This is a genomic window from Asanoa sp. NPDC049475 (genome assembly GCF_040676915.1).
GTDB lineage: Bacteria > Actinomycetota > Actinomycetes > Mycobacteriales > Micromonosporaceae > Asanoa.
In genome coordinates, this window is record NZ_JBFAPY010000003.1 from 291,128 (window position 1) to 314,827 (window position 23,700).

The 23,700-nt window shown below is 71.5% G+C and carries 26 protein-coding genes; 6 read left to right on the plus strand and 20 right to left on the minus strand.

Annotation, left to right across the window (positions count from 1 at the left end; all coding sequences use genetic code 11):
* Positions 1-37: 37 nt before the first annotated feature.
* The 4 genes from glmM to AB0J88_RS12470 all read right to left on the minus strand — a co-directional run bounded on the left by glmM (position 38) and on the right by AB0J88_RS12470 (position 3,629).
* Positions 38-1,387 (minus strand): phosphoglucosamine mutase, encoded by a 1,350-nt coding sequence (gene glmM, locus AB0J88_RS12455; protein ID WP_364345584.1) that lies wholly within the window; start codon positions 1,385-1,387, stop codon positions 38-40.
* 92 nt (positions 1,388-1,479) lie between these two features.
* Positions 1,480-1,953 (minus strand): 30S ribosomal protein S9, encoded by a 474-nt coding sequence (rpsI, locus tag AB0J88_RS12460; protein WP_364346119.1) that lies wholly within the window; start codon positions 1,951-1,953, stop codon positions 1,480-1,482.
* Positions 1,954-1,976: 23 nt separating this feature from the next.
* The gene (rplM, locus tag AB0J88_RS12465; RefSeq protein ID WP_089244943.1) at positions 1,977-2,420 is read right to left on the minus strand and encodes a 50S ribosomal protein L13; all 444 of its coding nucleotides are present in this window, start codon (positions 2,418-2,420) and stop codon (positions 1,977-1,979) included.
* 129 nt (positions 2,421-2,549) lie between these two features.
* Positions 2,550-3,629 (minus strand): uroporphyrinogen-III synthase, encoded by a 1,080-nt coding sequence (locus AB0J88_RS12470; RefSeq protein WP_364345582.1) that lies wholly within the window; start codon positions 3,627-3,629, stop codon positions 2,550-2,552.
* A gap of 119 nt (positions 3,630-3,748) precedes the next feature.
* Between AB0J88_RS12470 and AB0J88_RS12475 the strand changes: the two genes are divergently transcribed.
* The 3 genes from AB0J88_RS12475 to AB0J88_RS12485 all read left to right on the plus strand — a co-directional run bounded on the left by AB0J88_RS12475 (position 3,749) and on the right by AB0J88_RS12485 (position 7,284).
* Entirely contained in the window at positions 3,749-4,006 is a 258-nt protein-coding gene (locus tag AB0J88_RS12475) for a DUF6364 family protein (RefSeq protein ID WP_364345580.1), read from the plus strand.
* Complete coding sequence (locus AB0J88_RS12480; RefSeq protein ID WP_090788000.1) at positions 3,996-4,289, plus strand: type II toxin-antitoxin system PemK/MazF family toxin; 294 nt, start codon at positions 3,996-3,998, stop codon at positions 4,287-4,289. Before AB0J88_RS12475 ends, AB0J88_RS12480 begins: the two co-directional genes overlap by 11 nt.
* A 70-nt stretch (positions 4,290-4,359) precedes the next feature.
* Positions 4,360-7,284, plus strand: coding sequence for a hypothetical protein (locus tag AB0J88_RS12485; RefSeq protein ID WP_364345578.1), 2,925 nt, complete (start codon positions 4,360-4,362; stop codon positions 7,282-7,284).
* A gap of 127 nt (positions 7,285-7,411) precedes the next feature.
* Here the strand turns inward: AB0J88_RS12485 and thiD are convergent, their stop codons facing one another.
* Positions 7,412-8,221 carry a bifunctional hydroxymethylpyrimidine kinase/phosphomethylpyrimidine kinase gene (thiD, locus tag AB0J88_RS12490; protein WP_364345577.1) on the minus strand — a complete coding sequence of 270 codons (810 nt, stop codon included), beginning with the start codon at positions 8,219-8,221 and terminating at the stop codon, positions 7,412-7,414.
* Positions 8,222-8,310: 89 nt separating this feature from the next.
* Complete coding sequence (locus tag AB0J88_RS12495; RefSeq protein ID WP_364346117.1) at positions 8,311-9,255, minus strand: aldo/keto reductase; 945 nt, start codon at positions 9,253-9,255, stop codon at positions 8,311-8,313.
* A gap of 191 nt (positions 9,256-9,446) precedes the next feature.
* On the opposite strand from AB0J88_RS12495, the gene AB0J88_RS12500 reads away from it, so the two are divergent.
* Together AB0J88_RS12500 and AB0J88_RS12505 are read left to right on the plus strand one after the other, a co-directional pair.
* Positions 9,447-10,400, plus strand: a complete 954-nt coding sequence (locus AB0J88_RS12500) for a glycosyltransferase family 2 protein (protein ID WP_364345575.1) — start codon at positions 9,447-9,449, stop codon at positions 10,398-10,400.
* A 13-nt stretch (positions 10,401-10,413) separates the two neighbouring features.
* Positions 10,414-11,925: a hypothetical protein gene (locus AB0J88_RS12505; protein WP_364345573.1), complete on the plus strand. Its 1,512-nt coding sequence runs from the start codon at positions 10,414-10,416 to the stop codon at positions 11,923-11,925.
* A gap of 325 nt (positions 11,926-12,250) precedes the next feature.
* Here AB0J88_RS12505 and AB0J88_RS12510 read toward each other — a convergent pair whose 3' ends face one another.
* From AB0J88_RS12510 to AB0J88_RS12530, 5 genes are read right to left on the minus strand one after another with little or no spacing between them, the layout of a single operon-like run.
* Positions 12,251-12,991 (minus strand): class I SAM-dependent methyltransferase, encoded by a 741-nt coding sequence (locus tag AB0J88_RS12510; protein ID WP_364345571.1) that lies wholly within the window; start codon positions 12,989-12,991, stop codon positions 12,251-12,253.
* Positions 12,988-14,130, minus strand: coding sequence for a glycosyltransferase (locus tag AB0J88_RS12515; RefSeq protein WP_364345569.1), 1,143 nt, complete (start codon positions 14,128-14,130; stop codon positions 12,988-12,990). The genes AB0J88_RS12510 and AB0J88_RS12515 overlap by 4 nt, the downstream gene beginning before the upstream one ends.
* A 48-nt stretch (positions 14,131-14,178) precedes the next feature.
* The gene (locus AB0J88_RS12520) at positions 14,179-15,186 is read right to left on the minus strand and encodes a lysylphosphatidylglycerol synthase transmembrane domain-containing protein (protein WP_364345567.1); all 1,008 of its coding nucleotides are present in this window, start codon (positions 15,184-15,186) and stop codon (positions 14,179-14,181) included.
* A 19-nt stretch (positions 15,187-15,205) separates the two neighbouring features.
* Positions 15,206-16,885, minus strand: coding sequence for an ATP-binding cassette domain-containing protein (locus AB0J88_RS12525; RefSeq protein WP_364345565.1), 1,680 nt, complete (start codon positions 16,883-16,885; stop codon positions 15,206-15,208).
* Positions 16,886-16,912: 27 nt separating this feature from the next.
* Positions 16,913-17,533: a methyltransferase gene (locus AB0J88_RS12530; protein ID WP_364345563.1), complete on the minus strand. Its 621-nt coding sequence runs from the start codon at positions 17,531-17,533 to the stop codon at positions 16,913-16,915.
* A gap of 112 nt (positions 17,534-17,645) precedes the next feature.
* On the opposite strand from AB0J88_RS12530, the gene AB0J88_RS12535 reads away from it, so the two are divergent.
* Positions 17,646-18,377, plus strand: a complete 732-nt coding sequence (locus AB0J88_RS12535; RefSeq protein WP_364345561.1) for a hypothetical protein — start codon at positions 17,646-17,648, stop codon at positions 18,375-18,377.
* Here AB0J88_RS12535 and truA read toward each other — a convergent pair.
* The 9 genes from truA to AB0J88_RS12580 all read right to left on the minus strand — a co-directional run bounded on the left by truA (position 18,374) and on the right by AB0J88_RS12580 (position 23,696).
* Positions 18,374-19,192: a tRNA pseudouridine(38-40) synthase TruA gene (gene truA / locus AB0J88_RS12540; protein ID WP_364345559.1), complete on the minus strand. Its 819-nt coding sequence runs from the start codon at positions 19,190-19,192 to the stop codon at positions 18,374-18,376. The two genes, AB0J88_RS12535 and truA, sit on opposite strands and share 4 nt — an antisense overlap.
* Before the next feature lie 67 nt (positions 19,193-19,259).
* The gene (rplQ, locus tag AB0J88_RS12545; protein ID WP_364345557.1) at positions 19,260-19,781 is read right to left on the minus strand and encodes a 50S ribosomal protein L17; all 522 of its coding nucleotides are present in this window, start codon (positions 19,779-19,781) and stop codon (positions 19,260-19,262) included.
* Positions 19,782-19,813: 32 nt separating this feature from the next.
* Positions 19,814-20,836, minus strand: coding sequence for a DNA-directed RNA polymerase subunit alpha (locus AB0J88_RS12550; protein ID WP_089244909.1), 1,023 nt, complete (start codon positions 20,834-20,836; stop codon positions 19,814-19,816).
* 98 nt (positions 20,837-20,934) lie between these two features.
* Positions 20,935-21,561 (minus strand): 30S ribosomal protein S4, encoded by a 627-nt coding sequence (gene rpsD / locus AB0J88_RS12555; protein WP_203700048.1) that lies wholly within the window; start codon positions 21,559-21,561, stop codon positions 20,935-20,937.
* A gap of 14 nt (positions 21,562-21,575) precedes the next feature.
* Positions 21,576-21,983 (minus strand): 30S ribosomal protein S11, encoded by a 408-nt coding sequence (gene rpsK / locus AB0J88_RS12560; protein ID WP_030329919.1) that lies wholly within the window; start codon positions 21,981-21,983, stop codon positions 21,576-21,578.
* Positions 21,984-22,002: 19 nt separating this feature from the next.
* Positions 22,003-22,383, minus strand: a complete 381-nt coding sequence (gene rpsM, locus AB0J88_RS12565; protein ID WP_364345554.1) for a 30S ribosomal protein S13 — start codon at positions 22,381-22,383, stop codon at positions 22,003-22,005.
* A 156-nt stretch (positions 22,384-22,539) separates the two neighbouring features.
* Positions 22,540-22,653 (minus strand): 50S ribosomal protein L36, encoded by a 114-nt coding sequence (rpmJ, locus tag AB0J88_RS12570; protein ID WP_023358216.1) that lies wholly within the window; start codon positions 22,651-22,653, stop codon positions 22,540-22,542.
* A 93-nt stretch (positions 22,654-22,746) separates the two neighbouring features.
* A complete protein-coding gene (gene infA, locus AB0J88_RS12575; protein ID WP_007073013.1) occupies positions 22,747-22,968 on the minus strand; it encodes a translation initiation factor IF-1 in 222 nt (73 codons plus the stop codon).
* A 206-nt stretch (positions 22,969-23,174) separates the two neighbouring features.
* Positions 23,175-23,696, minus strand: a complete 522-nt coding sequence (locus AB0J88_RS12580; protein WP_364345552.1) for a DUF1707 domain-containing protein — start codon at positions 23,694-23,696, stop codon at positions 23,175-23,177.
* Positions 23,697-23,700: the final 4 nt, after the last annotated feature.

The following is a 23,700-nucleotide window of genomic DNA, read 5'->3' on the forward strand; positions in this document are numbered from 1 at the left end:
TGAATCGTCAACTAAAGGAGATCGAACGTCAAGATTCTCAGGCCGGCGACGCGGTACGCACAGCGGAGGCGAGCCGCTCCGCGACGTCCTGAGCGACCTCGGCGGTGGCCGCCTCGACCATCACCCGCACCAGCGGCTCGGTGCCCGACGGGCGAAGCAGCACCCGGCCCGTGTCGCCGAGCTCGGCCTCGGCCGCCTTGGCCGCCGCCAGCACCGCGGGGTCCTGCGCGCCGACCGTACGGTCGCCCACCCGCACGTTGATCAGCACCTGCGGCAGCTTGGTGACCACCGACGCCAGCTCGGCCAGCGACTTGCCGGACGTGGCCATCCGGGCCATCAGGTGCAGGCCGGCGAGCACACCGTCACCGGTGGTCGCGTACGCCGGCATGATGATGTGGCCGCTCTGCTCGCCGCCGAGCGCGAGCCCGGAGGCGCGCAGCTCGTCGAGCACGTAGCGGTCGCCCACCTTGGTCTCGACCAGCTTGACTCCCTGGTCGCGCATGGCGATCTTCAGGCCGAGGTTGCTCATCACGGTCGTGACCAGCGTGTCGTTGGTCAGCGTGCCGGCCTCGCGCATGGCCAGGGCCAAGATCGCCATGATCTGGTCGCCGTCGACCTCGTCGCCCGTCGCCGTCACCGCGAGGCACCGGTCGGCGTCGCCGTCGACCGCGATGCCCAGGTCGGCGCCGTTGGCGATGACCGCCTCCCGCACGGCGTCGAGGTGCGTCGAGCCACAGCCGTCGTTGATGTTGAGGCCGTCCGGCTCGGCGTGGATCGCGATCACTTCGGCGCCCGCCTCGCGGTAGACCACGGGGGCGATGTCGGCGGCGGCACCGTTGGCGCAGTCGACGACGACCTTGAGCCCGGCCAGCGGCTGGGTGATCGAGCCGATCAGGTGCTGCACGTAGTGGTCGGCGCCGTCGAGCAGGTCGTGCGCGCGGCCGACGCCCGCGCCCGTGGGCCGGGTCCAGCCGGCGGTGCCGGCCTCGATCGCCGCCTCGATCCGGTGCTCGATGTCGTCCGGCAGCTTGTGCCCGCCGGCCGCGAAGATCTTGATGCCGTTGTCGGGCATCGGGTTGTGCGAGGCCGAGAGCATCACGCCGAAGTCGGCCTTGGTCTCCGCGACCAGGTAGGCCACGGCGGGGGTGGGCAGCACGCCGACCCGCACCACGTTGGCGCCCGCGCTGGTCAGGCCGGCGACGGTGGCCGCCTCGAGCATCTCGCCGGACGCCCGCGGGTCGCGGCCCACGACGGCCAGCGGCGGGTGGGACCGGTCGACTTCGGCGAGGGTACGGGCGGCGGCGACCGCCACGGCGAGCGCGAGCTCCGGGGTGAGGTCGGCGTTCGCCTTACCGCGTACCCCGTCGGTGCCGAAGAGACGACCCATCTGATCCTCCGCTGTAATTCGGGTCCGGGAATGCCAACGGCCGGGACGCCGTCGCCGTGGCGATGGCGGTTCCCGGCCGTGTGGTCAGTGAATCAACGCTTGGAGTACTGCGGAGCCTTACGGGCCTTCTTGAGACCGTACTTCTTGCTTTCCTTGACCCGCGCGTCACGGGTGAGGAAGCCGGCCTTCTTGAGCGCCGGGCGGTCGTCGGGCTCGTTGGTGATCAGCGCACGGGCGATCGCGAGGCGCAGCGCGCCGGCCTGCCCGGTGATGCCACCGCCGCGGAGGTTGGCGATGACGTCGAACGCCTCGGCCTTCTCCGTCGTGACCAGGGGCTCGCGGATGAGCTGCTGGTGGACCTTGCTCGGGAAGTACTCCTCGAGCTCACGGCCGTTGCACGTGATCTTGCCGCTGCCCGGCACGATGCGCACGCGGACGATGGCTTCCTTGCGACGGCCCACGGTCTGGATCGGGCGGTCGCCGCGCGGGGCGCGGGTCGCGGGGGCGGGCGTCGGAGCGGTGGCCTCGGCGACGGCGACCGGGGTGGCCGCGCTGACATCGGTCATGTTGGTGACTTCCTCGTCCGCGCTCACTGCGCGATCTGCTTGATCTCGAACGGCACCGGCTGCTGCGCGGCGTGCGGGTGCTCGGCGCCGGGGTAGACCTTCAGCTTCTTGATCAGCTGACGACCGAGCTTGTTGTGCGGGAGCATGCCCTTGACGGCGAGCTCGACCGCGTGTTCGGGGCGCTTCGCGAGGAGCTCCTCGTAAGCGACCTGCTTGAGACCGCCCGGGTAACCGGAGTGGCGGTAGGCGACCTTGTTCTGCCGCTTGTTGCCGGTCAGGGCGACCTTGCCAGCGTTGATGACCACGACGAAGTCGCCGGTGTCGACGTGGGGGGCGAAGGTCGGCTTGTGCTTGCCGCGCAGCAGCGTGGCCGCGTGGGTGGCCAACCGGCCCAGCACGACGTCAGACGCGTCGATGATGAGCCACTGACGCTCGATCTCACCCGGCTTCGGGCTGTACGTACGCACAGGTTTACCTTGTCTCGTCGTCGGTCTGGGGTCGCGCGCCAGAAAGTAAGTCACGTCGCGCACAACAGCAGACAACAATACCTGCTGCGAGCAGGCAGGGTCAAAACGGGGTTGTGGCCGGGGCCACCGTCAGTCTACAGCCAGTCGGTAGCCGCGTTTGACCACGGTCTGCACCACTCTAGGGGCACCCAAACCGGCCCTCAGCCGGGCCACCGCCATCTCGACGGCGTGCTCGTCAGCGCCCCTCGGCAGGGTCCGCTGGAGGGCGCCCCGGGAGAAGACCCGGCCGGGCTCCGCGGCCAGCGCCCGGAGCACCGCCATCGGGCCCGGGGCGAGTGGTTTCAGGGAGCCGTCGACCACCGCCGCGTGGCCCCGGAGGGTGAGGTCGTGGCCGGCCGCCCGCACGCTGACCGCCCGTGGCGGGAGCTCCTTGACGATCGTCCGCACGAGGGCGCTCAGCCGGGGTTTCGCCGGTGCGACCACCGGGACGCCGTGCCGGCGCAGCGGGGCCGCCGTGACCGGACCCACGCAGGCGGCCAGCACGTCGTGGCGGAGGGCGTCGAGCACGTCGTTGCTGCCCGGCCCGGCCGCCCGCAGCAGGGCGTTGACGGCGGGGGCGGAGGTGAACGCGACCGCGTCGACCAGGCGGCCGGTGACCAGGTCCACCAGGCGGTGCAGCGGGGCCGGGTCGAGCGGGGGCGCCCAGCGGTACACCGGGATCTCGATCACGGTCGCGCCGGCGGCCTCCAGTGCGGAGGTCCACTCGGGCTGGCGCTCGCCGGGCAACTGCATGGCCACCACCTGACCGCGTACGCCCCGGTCGCGGAGGTGGTCGATCACCTCCGCGTAGCTCTCCTCGATCGGCGCCGCGTGGTCTGGCCCCCCTCGTACCCGGGGATCCCTGGTGACCAGATACGCCTGGGCCAGGACTCCGCGCAGCGGCTCCGCCAGCCCCCAGCCGGCAGCCGCCTCCAGCCAGCCGCGCATGCCGATCGAGGTGTTGGCGACCACGATGTCCGGCGGGCGGTCCAGGCAGGCTCTGGTGGCCGCGCGCAGCTCGCTGTCGTCCGCGAGCGGGACGATGCGCAGGGCGGGCGCGAGGACGACCCGGGCGCCGCTGCGCTCGAGCAGCGCGCCAAGAGTGTCTCGGCTCCGGTCGGCAGTGACGCCAACGGTGAAACCCGTCAGTTCGCCGGACCGCTGGGCCATGCCGGAAGCGTGCCGGTGTCCCGTTTCGGCGCGGCGTCCCGTTTGTTTCAAAAGTGCTAAGAGCTGCGGTGTGGTCGCTGAGAGGTACTCGTCGGATGCATCTTGGTATGGTCGTTGGTATGACCGCGAAGGTGACCCTCTCGTTCTCCGACGAGACCATCGAAGAGGCCCGCCGGTTCGCCAAGCGCGAGGGGATGTCCCTGTCCGCGTGGATGGACCAGGCCGCCCGGGAGAAGGCGGTCCGCGAGCTGTTCACGGCGCACGCGGCGGTGGTCGGCCGGGCCGGCCAGGAGCTCGAGGCCGCCGCGCTGGCCGACGAGCGCGAGGCGGCGATGGTCGACGAGGCCCTCTTCGGAGGCGACGGGCGTGCCGCGTAGGGGCGAGATCTGGCGCATCAACGGCGCCCGTGAACGCCTCGGCCTGGTGGTCAGCTCCGACCTCTACAACAGCACCGACGTACCCATCCTGATCGTGGTCGAAGTGGTCGAGTCCGATCTGTTGCGTGACTCACCGTTGGCCGTGCCGATGGGGTCCTATGTGGTCATGCCCGACCGGCTGTCGTCGCCGATGAAGAAGTGGTTCACCGAGGTCGTCGATGTGGCCGACAGTGACACGATGTTCCGCGTCTCGCGCGCCCTGCGCATCCTGCAGAACCTCTGACCCTGCGTAGTTATCCACAGTCTCCGATCGGCGGGTGGCGGTCCGCTGGCATGGGCCGTACCGTGCCCGCATGGCCTATCGGACCTGGGGCAGGGTGCTGCTCACGGCGCTCGGCGTCGGCCTGCTCGCTGGTGCCGGCCAACTCGGCTTCGCCTACGGGCTAGGCGTGGTGCGGTTCGCCCGTGACTTTGAGCAGTCGCCCGGGCAGTGGACGGCACACCTCGCCTGGGTGGCGTGGTTCGCGATGCTGGCCGCGGTCGCCGGTGCGCTGGCGGGCCACTGGCTGGCCGCGCGCGACGACCTACGACCGACGATCGGCGCGCGGGTAGCGGTCGCCGTCGCCGGCGGTGTCGGCGCGATGGCCGTCGCGCCGCTCGCGATGTTGCCGTCCCGGGTGGCGACGATCGGCTCCGGCAACGCGGTGACGATCGCCGGCCTGTCCGCGGTCCTCGGCGCGCTCGTGGGCGTGTTCGCGGCGGTGGCGGTGCTGTCACAGCGGGTCGCCGGGCTCAACCTCGGCGCGGTCGCTGTCCTCGTCTGGCTGGTCGCGCTGCTGTCGGTCGCTCCGTCGCTGGGCCCGGACGATCCGCTGCCGAACGTACGCCTCGGCGTCCTCGACGCGACCTGGCTCGGCGACGGTCTCGCCCAGCGGCTGGCCGTGATCGTGATGCCGGCGATCGCGCTGGCGGCCGGCGCCGGCATCGGCGCCCTGGCCCGTTGGCGCGGGCTGCCGCTGATCCCGGTCGCGGTGTCAGGCGTGGTGGGTCCGGCAATGCTGGCGGTGGCCTACCTGATCGCCGGCCCGGGCGACGACCCCGACCGCTACCAGGCCGCGCCCTACTGGGGTGCGCTGATCGCGGTGGCCGCTGGTGGCCTGGGCTCCGTCCTGGCCGCGGTGGCGCGGCAGCTCACCGGCGGCGAACGACCGGCGCCCAGCGCGCCGGGGCGGCACGGCGACCACACCGCGGAGGTGTTCCCGGGCCGCGCGACCACCGACGACGACCCGAAGGCGCGCGACGAGGAGCCGACCCGCCCGTTCAACGCCTGGGGCGACCCGACCACGACGAGCTCGTTCGACCGCGGCGACCTCGATCCGCCGCCGCCCCCCAAACGCGACGACGACCTCTTCGGTGGGAGCGCGAGCCCGCGCGATGCGCTGGGTGGCAGCTTCAGCACCCCTGGTCAGGACGACCCGCTCGGGGGGAGCCCTGGTCGGGACGACCCGCTCGGCGGGTCCGGCCAGGGGCGGGCGCGGGATCTCGGCGATGTCGAGCGGTCGGCGCCGCCGTGGGTCGGCGACGGGCCGACGAGCGGCTCGCTGTTCAACCCGCCCACGCCGGTGGCGCCGCCGCGGCAGCCAGAGGTCGTCTCGCCTCCGCCGGGTCCGGAGCCAACGCCGATCCGCCCCTTCGACCGGCAGCCCGCCAACGGGCCGGGTGACTGGCGCACCGACAAGACCTCGAGCTTCACGCCGGCTTCGGTGCCGGTGGTGCCGGCCAACGGCCCCGCGCGGCGCGACGACGGCGACGTCCAGCAGCGACCCACCGCGATCCGGCCCCAGCCGCCGGCGCCGAGCCGCGTGCCGCGCCAGTCGAACGCGGGTGACGCCGGCGACCTGGCCCCGATCGACCTGCCGGACCAGCCCGCCCGCACGGGTTCCGGCGCGGGGCGGCACGGCGGACCGGTGCGGCTCGACGACCCGACCCAGACCAGCGGCGCGAGCCAACTCGGGCGACGCGGCGCTCCGGAAGAGCCGGCCCAGACCAGCGGCGCGGGCCAACTCGGGCGACGCGGCGCTCCCGAAGAGCCGGCCCCGACCAGCGGTGCCGGACGTCTTGGCAGCTCCGGGCGGCACGGTGGCGCCGACGACTCGGCTCAGACCGGTGGCGCCGCGCAGTCGAGCCCGTCGGACTGGCGCAGCCGATCCAACTGGTCCGGCGGCTCGGCGGGCAATGGCGAAACCGATCGCGAGATGCCGGACTGGCGGCTCGCGCCGCCGGCCTGGACCCCACCGCCTCCGATCACGCCGGTGGCCTCCCCCGACCCGACGGTCAGCGGACCGGCGGTGACGCCAGAGCCCCGCGTCGAAGCGACGCCGGCCGAGGCCGCACCGGCCAAGGCGCCCGAGCAGAAGCGCCGCGGCCTGTTCCGCCGCAAGAACAAGTCCGAGCCGACGACACCCGCACCGGCCGAGAGCGACTGGGTCGACGTGCCGACGGCGACAGACCCCGCGCCCACCGCCGACGACGCGCCCGCGGGCGACGACGGCGAGGCGCCGACGGGTCCGCGCGGCTTCGGGTTCGGTGGGCTGGTCAGCGGCCGCTTCGGCGGCGCCGCCCAGGCGACCGAGCCGACCGACGCCTGGGCCGACCGCGACACGGGCTCGCGCACCGGGAGCTTCGACGCCGGGCCGACCCGCCGGCGCCCGGGCGCGCTCGACGGCGACGCGGGGTTCGGCGGCGAGACCAGCTCCGTGCCCGACACCAAGGACGAGGGCGGTCGGCGGTCGTGGGCCGACCGGGCTCGCGGCCGCGACGACGAGACCCCAGCCGAGTCCGCCGCCGACGGCGGCACGGCGGCCAAGGAGCCGGGACGGCGGAAGGGCGGGCGCTCCGAGCGGCACCTGCGCAGCGTCGACCTCGGCGGCGACACGGGCAGTTGGGACATCGACGACCCGGAGCCGGCCAAGCCGACCAACGACGAGGACGCCAAACCGGACGGCGCCGAGCCGGCACCGTCGCGGGGACTCTTCCGTCGTAACCGCAAGGACAACACCTCCGAGGCCGCCGAGGCGCCGACCGAGCAATCTGACGAGCCGGCACCCGAGCCCGCCCGCGGGCGCCGCGGCAAAGGCGTCGACAAGCCGATCGGGCAGCGCGACGAGGAATACGTCGACTGGGTCACCGGCCTCGGTGCCCCCGAGCCGGTCAACGAACGCCGCCGCGACGACACGCCGCGCCGCAGCCTGCGGTCGACGACGCAGAAGGACGACTAGGCCCTGGCTCGTATCTGGGCCCGTCGCAACCGGCCTCAGATACGAAACAGGGCCTAAGCGGGTGGGTCCTGCCGATCAACGCGAGCCGAGCCGCCCTCGTGCACCGCGTTGATCGGCAGGGCGGGCCTCAACCAGCGGAGAACGCCGCGAAGGTCGACCAGCCGAAGTGGTCCAGCGGTCCGCTGCCGCTGCCCAACTGCCAGTCGCGGGCGCCGGACAGGCCGCGCGACACGTACTCCTTGGCGAACACCAGCGCCTCCAGGACCTCTTCGCCCAGGGCGAGGCGGCCGGCGATCGCCGCTGCGAAGGTGCAGCCGGTGCCGCGGTTGTTGCGGGTCTGCACTCTCGGGTAGCGCAGGAACCGGGCACCGGCATCGGTCCAGACCGCGTCGACCGCCTCGTCGCCCGCGACCATGTCGCCGCCTGTCACGACCACGAACCTCGGGCCGTTGGAGGCGATCTGCGCGGCCGCGCCCGCCATGTCGGCTGGAGTGGAGACCTCCCAACCGACCAGGGCCGACGCCTCCTCCCGATTGGGTGTGACGACCGTGGCGTACGGCAGCAGGCGTTCGAGGGCGCTGACCACGCCCCGGCGGCGGCCGGCGGCCGCTTCCAGGACCGGGTCGACCACCAGGTTCGGCAAGGCCCCGGCGCGGGCCTTCGCCGTCACCGCGGCGGCCGCCTCCGCCGTCGCCAGCATGCCTACCTTGACCGCGGCCACCGGAATGTCGTCGAGCACCGCGGAAAGCTGCGTCGAGACAACGTTGCCGGGCAGTTCGAACACGTCCTGCACGCCGCGGGTGTTCTGAGCGGTGACCGAGGTCGCGACGGATGCGCCGTAGAGCCGCATCGCCGCGAGGACCTTCAGGTCTGCCTGCAAGCCGGATCCGCCACTGGAGTCCGAGCCGCCGATCGCGAGCACCGCGAGTGGTGTCATGGGTTTCCTCCCGCCTCTCGTCCTACACCAGGTAGCACGAGCGGCGGGACGAGCAACGGACTAAATCGCACTAACGATCGACAGGCGGCTCACCCGAGCGCGCGCAACGCGGCCAGATCCTCTGCGGAGGGTTGCCACTCGACCGCGGCCGTGTTCTCGCGGACCTGGTCGGGGCTGGTGGCGCCCGCGATCACCGAGGCGACCGCCGGCTGCGCGGCCAGCCCGCCGAGCGCGACGTCGAGCAGCGAACGCCCCCGTTCCTCCGCGTACGCCCGCAGCGCCTCGATCCGGTCCCACGGCGCGCTGTCGAGCCGGCGCATGAACCGTTCCTGGGTCAGCCGGGTGCCGGCCGGTGCGGCCTGGCCGCGCCGGTACTTGCCGGTCAGCAGGCCGCTCTCCAGCGGGAAGAAGGGCAGCAGCCCCAGCCCGAACCGCTGACAGGCCGGCACCAACTCGGCCTCGACCTCGCGGTTGAGCAGGCTGTAGTGGTTCTGCGCGCTGACGAACGGCGCCCAACCGCGGGTCCGGGACACCCAGGCGGCGTCCGCCACCTCCCAGGCCGCGAAGTTGGAACAACCGATATACCGCACCTTTCCGGCCGTCACCAGATCGTCGAGCGCCGACAGCGTCTCCTCGATCGGCGTCGCCGGGTCCGGCTCGTGCATCTGGTACAGGTCGATGTAGTCGGTCTCCAGGCGGCGCAGCGAGCTCTCGACGGCCCTCAGCACGTAGCGGCGGGCGCCGCGCGCACCGAGGTCGGGACCGTTGACACCGGACATCGGCTTGCCGAACTTGGTCGCCACCACCACGTCCTCGCGGCGGCCCTTGAGCGCCGCTCCGAGGAAGCGTTCCGAGAGTTCGTGCCCGGGACCGCCATATGTATCCGAAGTGTCGAAGAAGTTAATTCCGAGATCCAGCGCGGCATCGACGACGGCGGCTGCGCCGACCTGGTCGATATCCCGGCCGAAGGTGTTGCAGCCGACCCCGGCAATCGAGACGACAAGTCCCGAGTTGCCTAGCCGGCGATAGCTCATCGCGCTCACGAAGCACTCCAGAAAGACGGTTCAATCACACCGAGCGCCCATTTCCGTACGCGGGGCGACGGTGTCGGCCGATGACCCGCACAGCAACGCGTGGCACTATCCTTTGCGCGGGCATTGCTAGAGTCTGACACTTTGCGGCGGCCATTCGATTCGGTCGCCCCCGATGGGAAGCGTGGACCGGAATGACGGCACCTAACAGGTTCCTGCAGCGGTCTGCCGCCGCGGAACCAGCCGACGTCGCGGCGCCGGAGCGGCTGGACGTGACGGTCGTGCTGCCGTGTTACAACGAGCAGGACCATGTGCTGAAGGAGATCGAGCGAATCTCCGCGGCGATGGACCGCAGTGGATACAGCTACGAGCTGCTCGCGATCGACGACTGCTCCACCGACAACACGCTGGCCGTCCTCCGCGAGGCCGAGCTGCGCTTCCCGAACCTGCGCGTGATGCCGTTCCACCGCAACGGCGGCTCGGGCACGGCCCGCCGGATCGGCACCCGCGAGGCATACGGCGAGATCGTCGTGTGGACCGACGCCGACATGACCTACCCCAACGAGCGCATCCCCGAGCTCGTGCAGCTCCTCGAGAAGGACCCGAGCATCGACCAGGTCGTCGGTGCGCGGACCAGCGAGCAGGGCACGCACAAGATGCTGCGGGTGCCGGCCAAGTGGGTCATCCGCAAGATCGCCGAGCGGCTCGCCGGCCAGAAGATCCCCGACCTCAACTCGGGCCTGCGCGCGTTCCGCCGCGAGGTCTCGCTGCCCTACCTGCGTCTGCTGCCCCCCGGGTTCTCCTGCGTGACGACGATCACGATGGCGTTCCTGCACAACCAGCACGACGTGCGGTACGTGGCGATCGACTACTCGAAGCGCGCCGGCTCGTCGAAGTTCCACTTCGTCCGCGACGCCTACCGCTACATCCTTCAGGTCGTCCGCATGGTCATGTACTTCAACCCGCTCAAGGTGCTGATGCCGCCGGCGCTGTGGTTGATCGGCATCGGCCTGGTCAAGATCGTCTACGACGTGATCGCGCACCCGGTGCGGGTCGCCAACAACACGACGATGATCCTGATGGCTGGCCTGATCATCGGGGCCGTAGCCCTGCTGGCCGACCTCATCGTGCGGTCGCGCTCCGAATAGAGGGTGGCCCGCGATGACCGCAACCGACGTTGCCACCCCTGAGAAGACCACGGAAGAAGAGCCGCCCCGGCCCACCTCAGCCATACAGGACCGCTGGGGCTGGCTCGGCGTCGGTGCGATCACCCTGGTGCTCGCCGCGACGTGGATCCCGCGGATCAACCTGCCCTTCGGCGACAACCACATGGGCCGGATCATCAGCCGGTACGCGTTGCACCTGGCGAACCTCCACGAGAAGGGCATCGTCGGTTCGGACTTCAGCGCCGACTGGGAGCCGTACGCGAACTCGGCGTACGCGCACCACCCGCCGCTGCTGAACATCCTGACCGCGCTGTTCGGCTCGTTCCCCGGCGACCAGCCGATCGAGGTGTGGCTCTCGCCGTACCTCCTGGCCTTGCTGATCGTCCCGGCCGGTGCGCTGCTGCTGCGCGGGCTCGGTCTGCGGTGGTCGGCCACGCTGCTCGCGGTCGGCCTGATGGCGGCGACGACCTTCTTCTGGGTCTACGCCCCGATCATGTTCGACCTCGGCCCGATCCTGCTGATCTCCGCGGTGGTCGTGATCGCCCGGCGCAAGGAATACCAGCCGTCGCGCGGGCTGCTGGCGATCGGTGTGGTCGCCGGCCTGCTCTCGACGCTGGTCTCCTGGCCCGGCATCGGCTTCGCCGGCGCGATGGGCCTGTGGCTGCTGATCGGCCGCCGCCGGATCGACCGGGTCGTGCTCTGGATCGGCGGCGCGATGGTGATCGGGCTGTTGATCAGCCTGACCTTCATCGTGGGCGTCAGCGGCATCGCGGACCTGACCAACCAGGCCGAGTTCCGCACGCAGGGCGGCACGTTCACGGCGCGCCAGTTCGCCGGCCGCCAGGTCCGCTACCTCGACGCGCTCCTGCCGATCTGGTACCTCGTGCTGCTCGTCGTCGGCACCGTCGCCGGTCTGCTCGACAAGCGCACGCGGCTCTTCATGGCCTTCGCCGTGGTGTTCCAGGGCTTCTGGACGATCATCCTGAACAACGGCGCCTACATCCACGAGTACTGGAACTACCCGGTGCTGATCCTCGGCCTGGTCGGGATGGGCACCCTGCTGGACCGGGTGATCACCTGGCTGACCACCCGGGTGCCGAGCCGCGCGACACTGGTCGGCACGGCGGCCGCCGGGCTGGCCCTGGTCGCCGCGCTCGCGGTGATCGTGACCGGCCCGGTCGACCGCAGGTACGTCGAGGACCCCACCGACGCGGGCGCGCTGGTCTCGGAGAACGGCCCCGGCCCGGGCCAGAAGGTGGCGTGGGTAGCGGGCGGCGGCCTGTCGACGCCGCGGTGGTACGCCTACTACTGGGACCTCGCGCCGAAGGGCGTCACGCCGGAGATCCTGGACGGCACCGAGGGCAACCCGACCGACCTGGTGCTGATGGACCTCCGCCGCGTCCCGAAATGGCTGCCACCGAACATCGGCGACCGCGCGTTCGCCAAGGACGGCACCTACGCCCTGATCAAGTTCTCGGACCTGAAGGCCGCGGAGATCACCCCGTAAGCAGCGATCGACCAAAGCCGCCGCCTCCCGACCGATCACCGGGGGCGGCGGCTTTGCCGTTCCGGCGGTCAGGGCGACTGACGACCGCCACGGGCCGCCCGTTAGGGCGACCGGCCAAGGCCGCAACCCGGACACAGACGGCAACGCGGGCGGGCGACCGGCCAAGGCCGCAACCCGAACGCAGACGGCGACGCGGCAGGGCGACCGGCCAAGGCCGCAACCCGGACACAGACGGCAACGCGGGCGGGCGACGCCGCCACCATCGCCAACCACAAGACCGCCACCCCCGACGTACGGGGATGGCGGCTTCGGTGTTTGCGGCGAGCTACGCGGCGGGGCGCTTGGCCACCGCGACCAGGCCCGGACCCTTGCCCGGACGCAGTCGCTGAAGGCCGATCCACGGCGCGACCGCCGCCTTGATCAGGGTGCCGGCGGCGGCGCCGCTCGGCTGGAGGATGCGGCCCGAGCCCGAGGTGCGCTCCTCGGCCGTGTCGCCCTCGGCGGTCTTGCCGCCGGCCAGCCGGTCGCGGACCGAGTCGAGCAGGTAGCCGAGCGGCCACCCGTAGTGGATCATCTCCACGTCGACCCCGCCGGCCTCGGTGAGGCGGGCGGTCAGCGACGCGGCGTCGTAGCGGCGGTAGTGGCCCACGAGCTCGTCCCACGGCCCGAACCGGTCCGGCTCGGACGGCACCGACAGCACCAGGTGGCCGCCGGGCTTGACCAGCGGCATCCAGCCGGCCAGCGCGCCCGCATCGTCGGCGATGTGCTCCAGGACCTCGAACGCGCAGACCACGTCGTACGTCGTGCCCGAAGGGACCTTGTTGTGGTCGCCGTGGATCACGGTGCCGCCCAGCGGGGTGATCCGCGCGTGTGCGGTCTCGAAGCTCGAGTCGTCGGGCTCGGCGGCCAGGTAGGTGGCCATCCCGGCGAGCCGGCTGCCCATCGCGCCCTGCCCGCAGCCCAGCTCCAGGATGGTCGTCGGGTTCAGGTCGGACACGACCCGGCGTACGACGTTCCAGCGCAGCGCGGCCCGAGGGGCCAGGGGCGGGATCTGCGGCGTTGTCATCGGGTCTCCTGCATGGCGGGTGGCTGGGGGGAGGTGCTGCCGACCCGCACGCGGATCGGCTCGACAACGGTGGCGGCGGCGAACCGGTCGGCCGCGCGGGCGGCGGCCCTGCCCTGGTAGGCGGCGAGCAGCGCCGGGTCGTCGGCCAGCGACCGCAGGGCGGCGGCCAGCGCCGAACCGGACCCCGGCGGCACGAACAGCGCGTCGTCGCCGAGCGTGCGGCGCTGCGGCGCGGTGTCGGAGGTGACGATCGCGCACGCGGCGGCGGCGCCCTGGAAGACCTTGGTCGGCACGACGTTCTGCGCCTTGTCGGTGGTGCCGAAGATGCCGAGCGAGACGTCGTGCGCGGCGACCAGGCCGGGCAACTCCTCGGCGGTGACCCAGTCGACCCAGGTGACCCGCGGGTTGCCGGCCGCGGCGGCGCGGCAGGCCTCGTAGTCCTGCCCCTTGCCCACCATCGTCACCGAGATCCGCTCGTCATCGGCGAGCGACGCCAGCGCCTCACCGAGATAAGAGGTGCCGTGCAGCGGCGTGAAGAGCCCGACGAAGATCACCTTGAGTGGGCCGTCGGGCCGCGCGGCCGGGCGCGCCGCGCCGGCGGCGAACCACTGCTGGCCCGCGCCGACCAGGGCGACGACGCCACGCGGGGCCGCGTCGGCGGGCAGGGCGGTCAGGTGCTCGTCGGTGTCGACCACGACCACGTCGGCGGAGCCGAGCGCGCCCCGGTCGATCCAGCGCATCAGCTTCGACTTGATGCCACCGCCGCCGGAGGCCGTCAGGCTCCGGTCGCGCGCTGTGCCGGCCGCCGAGACCAGGTGGTCGAGCACGATCGGGGTGCGGCGGAACAGGCGCCGGGCCAACCGGACGTCGAAGTGCCCGAGGTAGCCGACCAGCACGGCGTCGGCCGCCGGCGCGCGCCGCGCACGGATCGCGAGGAGCGTCCAGCAGCGCGCGAGCATCCAGGCCAGCTTGGGCAACCGCCACGGCTGGCGCAGCATGGCGACGCGTCCCGCGGTGTCGAGCGCCAGCGGGACGTTGACCTCGACAACCTCGTCACCGGCCGCCCGGAGACCTTCGATCAGGACGCCGACGCGGGGGTGACGGTGGACGTCGTAGGTACCGAAAGCGAGCCAACGCACCGCGGTAGCGTAACGGACCCGCGCGACCAGGACGGCCGGCGGTAGGTGCTATTCGCCCGCGACCGCGGCCGGTGCGGAGTCCGGCACCGTATCGATGTCTGGCGTGGTCACGATGGGGCGCTTGCGCTTACGGTCAGTGAGCAGCGCCACAGCCGGCCAGGCGAGATCGGCCACCGTCATCAGCAGGCGCGACACCAGCGCGGCGACCAGCGCCACCGGCTCGGTCACCGACCCGGCGAGCAGCACCACCAGCGCCGTCTCGCGTGGGCCGAGGCCGGCGGGCGCGATCGCGAGCAGGAAGCCGATCGACCAGGCGCCGGCGAACGCGGCGACGGACCGGATGATCAGATCGGAGCCGCCGGCGCCGAAGTCGAGGAGCAGCGCCCACAGGTGCGCGCCGTAGCAGAGCCAGGTGGCCACCGCCCAGAACACCGCCAGCCCGATCCCCCGGGCCGACAGCGGCTTGGGCATCTGCTCACGGCGGGCCAGCCGCATGGCCAGCCCCAGCAGCCGGTTGAGCACCGGTGGCAGCAGCACCACGACGGCCACGGGCACGGTGAGCAGGGTCCACCAGTAGTTGCGCCACGCCTCGCCGCCGAGCAGCGGCAGCACCACTGCGGTCAACAGCAGGCCGGTGCCGAGCGTGATGAACATGGTGATCAGCACGGCGGCGGCCGAGGAACGACCCGGCACGTTGTACGCCTTGCCGAGCCGCATCTGGGTCAGCACCGGCCAGACCTTGCCGGGCAGGTACTTGCCGAGCTGGCCGACGAAGAAGATCCGCATGGCGCCGGTCAGCGGCACGTGGCTGCCGAAGTCGGCGAGCAGCACCCGCCAGCCCAGGAACGAACACCAGACCGCGGCCAGCGAGCCGACCAGGGACAGCGCGATCGCCGGCACCGACAGGTCGCCGAGCACGCCCTGGACCTCGGACCAGCGCTTGCTCACCGAGTACGCGACGTAGGCCAGGAACGCCGCCGTAATGACGATCTCGACGACCCGGCGCAGGACGGACTTGCGCTTCTTCACCGGGGCAGCGGCGGCGGCTTCTGACACAGGAGCACCCTACCCACTCTCACGAGTCACCCCAGACCGGCTCCGGCGTCTCCATCACTTCACCGTCGCCGGCGAACCGGATGAAGCGGTCGAAGGAGCGCGTGAACCAGCGGTCGTGGGTGACCGCGATGACCGTGCCCGCGAACGCCGCCAGACCCTGCTCCAGTGCCTCCGCCGAGGCCAGGTCGAGGTTGTCGGTCGGCTCGTCGAGCAGCAGCAGCGTGCAGCCGGACAGCTCCAGGAGCACCACCAGAAAGCGCGCCTGCTGGCCGCCGGAGAGCGTGCCGAACCGCTGGTCGCCCTGCCCGGCCAGCTCGTAGCGGTTCAGGACCTTCATCGCCTGGTGCCGGTCGAGCCCGTCGCGGTGTTCGTCGCCGCGCCACAGGATCTCGACCAGCGTGCGCGACATCAGCTCGGGCCGGTCGTGGGTCTGCGAGAAGTGCCCGGGCCGCACCCGCGCGCCGAGCCGGGCCACACCGCCGTGCGCGACGGCCGCCAGCTTCTCGCCACCGTCGACGGGCAGGTTGGCCGGGTCGGGGTCGGTGCCGCCGCGGGCCAGCAGCCGCAGGAAGTGCGACTTGCCAGTGCCGTTGGCGCCGAGCACCGCCAGCCGGTCGCCGTACCAGAGCTCCAGGTCGAACGGATAGGTCAGCCCGTCGAGCTCCAGCCCGGTGCAGATCACCGCCCGCTTGCCGGTGCGCCCGCCGGTCAGCCGCATGCGGATGTCTTGGTCGCGCGGCGGCGTCGGCGGCGGACCGGCCTCCTCGAACTTGCGCAGGCGGGTCTGTGCGGCCCGGTAGCGCGAGGCCATGTCGGAGTTGTAGGCCGCCTTCTGCTTGTACATCAGCATCTGCTCGCGCAGCTTCTGATGCTCTTCTTCCCAGCGCCGCCCGTCTTCCTCGAGCTTCTCGTGCCGCGCCACGCGCGCGTCGTGCCACGAGGCGAAACCGCCGGGGTGCACCCAGGCGCTGCCGCCCTCGACCGCGACCACCCGGTCTGCGGTCTGCGCCAACAGCTCGCGGTCGTGGGAGACGTAGAGGACGGACTTGGCCGACTCACGCAGCCGGGCCTCCAACCATCTCTTCCCGGGTACGTCGAGGAAGTTGTCGGGCTCGTCGAGCAGCAGCACCTCGTCGGTGCCGCGCAGCAGGAGCTCGAGCGCCACCCGCTTCTGCTGGCCGCCGGAGAGCGTGCGCACGGGCCGTTGCCGGGTCTCGTCCCACGGCTTGTCGAGCACGATCGTCGACACGGTGTCGAACAGCACCTCGGCGTCGTAGCCACCGGCCTCGCCCCAGGCCGCCAGCGCGTCCGCGTACGCCACCTGTGCCTTGCCCGCCGCCGTGCTGAACTTGCCGCGCAGCTCGGCCGCGTGCATGGCGGTCTCGGCGGCGGTCAGCCGCTCGCCGGCCGCGCGCAGGGGCGGCGGCGCCAGCGAGAGCACGAGCTGTTGGAGCGTGGTCTCGTCGCCGACCATGCCGATGAACTGGCGCATGACGCCGAGCCCACCGGCCCTGGCCACCACGCCGGTGCGCACGGGCAGGTCGCCGGCGACCATCCGCAGCAGCGTGGTCTTGCCGGCGCCGTTGGGGCCGACCAACGCCACCTTGGCGCCCTCGCCCACCCGGAACGAGACGTCCGCGAACAGCTCACGGCCGTCGGGCAGCACATGCCCGACGCCGGCGACATCGATGTAACCCACGCCGAAATGGTGCAGGACGAAGCCGCCCTACGTCGCGTCAATTCCGCCCGGCGACGCGACCCGCAGCACCCGGAAGCCCTTCTGGCTCGCGTGCCGGGTCACCTGCCAGCCCTCTTCCTCGAGCCAGCGGTGCAGCGAGTCGCCGCCCAGGTGCCGGCCCGCGACCAGCCAGGCCACGCCGTCCGGCCGCAGCCGGGGCAGCCACCGCCCCAGCAAGGCGTGCAGCTCGGTCTTGCCGACCCGGAACGGCGGGTTCGACCAGATCTGCGCGAACCTGACACTGTCGTCGACGTCTTCGGGCGCCGACACCCGCACACCGAGCGGCCCGCCGTTGGCCGCGGCCAGGGCGCGGGCGCGCGCGTTGACGTCGACCGCGTAGACGGTCGCCGACGGGGCGACGGTGGCCAGCACGCACGCGATCGGTCCGTAGCCGCAGCCGAGGTCGAGCAGCGCACCGCTCTCGGTGCGGTCGGGCAGCTCGGCCTTGCGCAGCAGCACCCCCGTGCCCGGGTCGAGCCGGTCGGCGGAGAACACCCCACCGGCCGCGCGCAGCCGGAAATCGTGTTCGCCGGCGGCGAACTCGACGGTGCGCTCGGCACCCGCCGTCGCGGCGTCCGGCTCGGCGGTGAAGTAATGGTCCCCGGTCACGCAACGCATTCTCGCCCACGCGTGGTCGGTCACTCGAATGGGCGCCACCCGTTCGGCGGGAGACCGCCGAATTCCGGCCGGACGCGCGACGACACCGCCTAGCGTGGCCCGCGTGCTTCTCGGGCGCGTACTCGCGGCCTGGCGGTCACCGGACTGGCGGCCACCGCGGCAATGGCGGCCCACCTGCGTGCTCACCGCACTGGCGGTGCTCGCGCTGTGCGGCTACGGCATCTACCTGGTGGCCGGCGACGATCCACCGGTCGCCGGCGCGGAGGCGACCGGGCAACCGGCCGCCGCCACCGTGCTGCGCGAGCTGACCTCGCGGGCCGACGACCCACGCCCCCTGAGCGCGAACGAGGTGTTCCCGGGCGAAGTGGTGGTCGCCGGCGCGCGCTATCGGGTGCTGCGGGTGCAGACGCTGGAGCGCTGTGCCGTGGCGGCCGACGGCGAGGTCGTCGCTCTGCTCGAGGCGGCGGGCTGCAACCAGGTGGTGCGGGCGACGCTGCGCTCCCCCGACGGCGACTACGCGGTCACCGCGGGGCTGCTCAACCTGGCCGACGCGGACGGCGCCGAGACGGTGCGCGCCGGGATCAAGGATCTGCTGGACGACGAGAGCGGCCGGCTGCGCGGCCTGCTGGCCGGCAGCGGGACCGGCGGCCTGGCCCGCGACACCGCCCAACTCGGCTGGCACGCCCGCGGGCATTTCCTGGCGTACGCGGTGATCGCCCGCACCGACGGCGGCAAGATCTATCCGGACGACCCGGCGGCCCGGCAGGTCCTCTCCGACCTGATCGAGCAGCACCTGCGGACCCGGGTGCTCGACCGCCGCGCGGCCGGGTTCTAGCTGGCGGGGGTGCGGAGGCGACGGGTGGCGGTGGCGCGGGCCGCCAGTGCGCCCGGCTCGTCGGGATAGCCCACCGCGACCAGCGTCAGGCCGTGCGGCGGGGCGACGGTGACGGCGCTGCTGCGCTCGCGCTTGGTGAGCTGGCTGGCCGGCCACTCCGGCGGCCGGCGACCGTCGCCGGCGACCAGCATCGCGCCGACCAGGCTCCGCACCATCGCCTGACAGAACGCGTCGGCCTGCACGGTCGCGACCAGCACACCGTCGGCGACGACCCGATGCCACTCCAGCCGGGTCACCTCGCGCACCGTGGTCGCGTTCTCCTTGCGCTTGCAGAACGCCGCGAAGTCGTGCTCGCCGTGCAGGCCCGCGGCGGCCGCGTTGAGGCGCTCCAGGTCGAGGCTGCGGGGCCAGGCGAGGGTGTCGCGGCGGCGGAGCGGCTCGGCGCCCCAGGGCGCGTCGGTGACGCGGTACTCGTAGCGGCGGAACGTCGCCGAGAACCGCGCGTCGAACTCGGCGGGCACCTCGGCCAACGCGGTCACCCGCACGTCGGTCGGCAGCAGCCCGGCCAGCCGGCGCAGCAGCGTCGGCCCGGTCGCCGCCCACACCGGGTCGGGCAGGTCGACGTGTGCGACCTGCCCGGTGGCGTGCACTCCGGCGTCGGTGCGGCCGGCCACGGTCAGACCCGTCGCCACACCGGCGCCGAGCACCTGCTCCAGGACCGCCAGGATCGAGCCGGCGACCGTACGCCGCGACGGCTGCACCGCCCAGCCGGAGAAGTCGGTGCCGTCGTAGGCGATGTCCAGTCGCGCGCGCACGTCGTACCCCCTGATGAGACGAAGAAGGCGCCCCGCGAAGGGCGCCTTCATCGTCGTGCCGTGCTGCTTACTTGTCGTCGTCCTTCGACTCGGTCTCGTCCGAAGAGGAGACCGGGGCGTCGGTCGACGTGGCGGTCGGGGGCTCTTCCTCGCGGGTGAGCGCCTCGACCTTGTCCCGCTGTGCGGCGGCCTTGCGGGCAGCCTTCTTCGCCGGAGCGGCGGGCGCCTCGGCGAGCTCCTCGACCAGCTCGATGATCGCCATCGGAGCGTTGTCGCCCTTGCGGGGGACGGTCTTGATGATCCGCGTGTAGCCGCCGCTGCGGTTGGCGTAGCGCGGTGCGATGTCATCGAACAGGGCAAAGACCACGTCCTTGTCCCGGACGACGGTCAGCACCCGGCGCCGGGCGTGCAGGTCACCGCGCTTGGCCTTGGTGATCAGCTGCTCGGCGAGCGGACGCAGGCGCTTCGCCTTCGTCTCGGTCGTGGTGATCTTCCCGTGCCTGAACAGCGCAGTGGCCAGGTTGGCCAGCAGCAGCCGCTCGTGCGCCGGGCTACCGCCGAGGCGGGGACCCTTGGTGGGCGTGGGCATCGTTGGTGCTCCTCAGGTGTCGCAGCGGGGTGTCAGAGCTGCTCGGTCTCGCGGTAGTCGTCGGTGTCGTAGTCAACCTCGCCGAAGGAGTCCACGACGTGCGCGGGGTCGAAGTTGGGCGCCGAGTCCTTCAGGCCCAGACCCATGCCGGCGAGCTTCATCTTGACCTCGTCGATCGACTTCTGACCGAAATTCCTTATATCGAGGAGGTCGGCCTCCGTGCGCCCGATGAGCTCACCGACGGTGTTGATGCCCTCGCGCTTGAGGCAGTTGTACGAGCGGACGGTGAGGTCCAGCTCCTCGATCGGCAGCGCCAGGTCGGCAGCGAGCTGCGCGTCCTGCGGCGACGGGCCGATGTCGATGCCCTCGGCGGTCTCGTCGAGCTCACGAGCCAGGCCGAAGAGCTCGACCAGGGTGGAGCCGGCGGACGCCAGGGCGGTGCGCGGGCCGATCGACGGCTTGGTCTCGACGTCGATGATCAGCCGGTCGAAGTCGGTGCGCTGCTCGACACGGGTCGCCTCGACCTTGTAGGTGACCTTCAGCACCGGCGAGTAGATCGAGTCGACCGGAATCCGGCCGATCTCGGCACCCGCGCTCTTGTTCTGGTTCGCGGTCACGTAGCCACGACCCCGCTCGACGGTCAGCTCCATGTCGAGCCGGCCCTTGCTGTTGAGCGTGGCGAGCTTGAGATCCGCGTTGTGCACCGAGACACCGGCCGGGGGCTGGATGTCGCCCGCGGTCACGTCGCCGGGGCCCTGCTTGCGCAGGTACATGCTGACCGGCTCGTCGTGCTCGGAGCTGACGCACAGCTCCTTGACGTTCATGACCAGCTCGACGACGTCTTCCTTGACGCCCGGGATGGTGGTGAACTCGTGCAGGACGCCGTCGACCTTGATGCTGGTGACGGCCGCACCCGGGATCGAGCTGAGCAGGGTGCGCCGCAGCGAGTTGCCGAGCGTGTAGCCGAAGCCGGGCTCGAGCGGCTCGATGGTGAACTTGGAACGGGTCTCGCTGATCGACTCCTCGGAGAGGGTCGGCCGCTGAGTGATGAGCACTTCGTTTCTTCCTTCGTTCGGGACCGCCCACTATTTGACGGTCGCCTTGTGGTTGCCCCACGCCCTGGCCGAGGGCCAGGGCGTGGGGCCACCGAGCGCTACTTGGAGTAGAGCTCGACGATCAGCTGCTCCTGGACCTGGGTGTCGATCACCTGGCGCGCCGGGAGCGAGTGCACCAGCACCTTGTGCTGGGTGGGGATGGCCTCCAGCCACGCCGGCACGGTCTTCGAACCGGCTTCGGCCTGGGCCACGATGAACGGGGTCAGCTCCTGCGACTTCTCCCGCACCTGCACGATGTCGTGCTCCTTGACGCGGTACGAGGGGATGTCGACCTTCTTGCCGTTGACCACGAAGTGGCCGTGCTTGACCAGCTGGCGGGCGTGGTCGCGGGACTTGGCGAGGCCAGCCCGGTAGACCACGTTGTCGAGGCGCGACTCGAGGATCTGGAGCAGGACCTCACCGGTCTTGCCCTTCTTCGAGACCGCTTCCTCGTAGTACCCGCGGAACTGCTTCTCGAGCACGCCGTACACGCGGCGGGCCTTCTGCTTCTCACGAAGCTGCAGAAGGTATTCCGTCTCCTTGGTGCGGCCGCGGCCGTGCTGCCCGGGCGGGAAGGGCCGGGACTCGAACGGGCACTTGGGGCCGTCGCACTTGCTGCCCTTGAGGAACAGCTTCATCTTCTCCCGCCGGCAACGGCGGCAGTCAGCACCTGTGTAGCGAGCCATCTCTCTCTAACCTCTCAGACCCGACGACGCTTCGGCGGACGGCAACCGTTGTGCGGCTGCGGGGTGACGTCGGCGATCTGGCCGACCTCGAGGCCCACGGCCTGCAGCGAACGGATGGCGGTCTCCCGGCCGGAGCCGGGGCCCTTGACGAACACGTCGACCTTGCGCATGCCGTGCTCCATGGCCCGACGCGCGGCGGCCTCGGCGGCCAGCTGCGCGGCGAACGGAGTCGACTTGCGGGAGCCCTTGAAGCCAACCTGGCCCGCGGAGGCCCAGGAGATGACCGCACCGGTCGGGTCGGTGATCGACACGATGGTGTTGTTGAAGGTGCTCTTGATGTGCGCCTGCCCGTGGGCGACGTTCTTGCGTTCCTTGCGCCGGACCTTCTTTACAGCGGCCCCGGCACGAGCCTTCGGTGGCATAAGTCTTCTGCGCTCCTAGTTACTTCTTGCCGGGCTTCTTCTTGCCGGCGACGGTCCGCTTCGGACCCTTACGGGTACGCGCGTTGGTGCGAGTCCGCTGGCCACGGACGGGGAGACCCCGACGGTGCCGGATGCCCTCGTAGCAGCCGATCTCGACCTTGCGGCGGATGTCAGCGGCGACCTCGCGGCGCAGGTCGCCCTCAACCTTGAAGTTGGCCTCGATGTAGTCGCGGAGCTGGACCAGCTCCTCGTCCGTGAGGTCCTTCGCACGCTTGTCCAGGGAAACGCCGGTAGCGCCAAGGGCTTCCTTGGCGCGGGTCCGACCGACCCCGTAGATGTAAGTGAGCGCGATCTCCATGCGCTTTTCGCGCGGGAGGTCAACGCCGGCTAGACGTGCCATGTGCGGGCGTACTCCTCGTGTGTTCGCGGAGGTCTGTGCCCATCCCGCCCCGCGTGCCCGCGCGGGCCCTGGCCTCCGACCAGGGGTTTACCACGAGTCGCCTTAGCTCCCGCGGCTGGGACGAGCTTGTTCAATTAGGCGAATGCCGCCCGGGACTCAGCCCTGGCGCTGCTTGTGGCGCGGGTCGTCACAGATGACCATGACCCGGCCGTGCCGGCGGATGACGCGGCACTTGTTGCAGATTCGCTTGACGCTCGGCTTGACCTTCACGGTTTGCCTTTACTTCCCATCAACGCCCGGCGGCGCCGCAGTGGCAGGCCGGACCGTCGTAACGGACGGGGACTGGTGTCCCGTCGCCAGGTGTTACTTGTAGCGGTAGACGATGCGCCCACGAGTCAGGTCATAGGGTGAGAGCTCCACCACGACCCGGTCCTCGGGCAGGATACGGATGTAGTGCTGCCGCATCTTGCCACTGATGTGAGCCAGTACCTTGTGGCCGTTGGCGAGCTCAACCCTGAACATGGCATTCGGCAATGGCTCGATGACCCGACCCTCGATCTCGATGGCCCCGTCTTTTTTCGGCATATCCTCCGCTGTCCTGACGTCGGTGTTCCCAAAACAACGCACAGAGTCTCCCGAGCGAGGGATCGCCCAGGCCAGCCGCGGGCCCTGTCGACCGCCGAAGCGCGATGGCGGGCATGACAGAGCGGACGCTGTGCGCCGACACTACATACTACGCGGGGGTACGCATCGACGCCAAACCGGCGTCGACGTTGTCCTCCGGGACGAGGTCAGTCCTCGTCTTCCTCCTTGGCCCGCTTGCGCTTCTGCTCGCGCGCCTGCCCGGCCGCCCACTTCTGCGGCTCGCCGCTGGCGAGTCCGCCAATCGTCGAGACCAGCAGCACCGCGCCCCACGGCCCGGCCACCCAGGCCGGCCAGAAGTAGAGCCACTCCGCGGTCATCAGGCAGATAACCGCCCATATCGCGACGACGATCGCGACGGTGGCGAAGTAGCCGTCCCAAGTATGCGCCAGCCACCGGGCGGTGGCGTTCGGGAACCGGCCGTCGGCGCCGGGCACCAGCGCGTCGTTGTGCCTCGGCACCAGGACCTGCGAGCCCGCGGTGGGAGTGGAGGTGTCCGGGAGGTCGTCGAGCAGCCCGTCGAGGTCGCCGTACGTCTTCGCCGCGTAGGTCTTCTGCAGCCGTTCGTCGTATTCGGGTAGGTCCAGCCGCCCGAGTTCCAGGGCCGTCCGGAGTTGGTCGGCAACGTGCTGCCGATCCGAGTCACCCGCCCGCATCTGGCGCCGGTCCATAGTT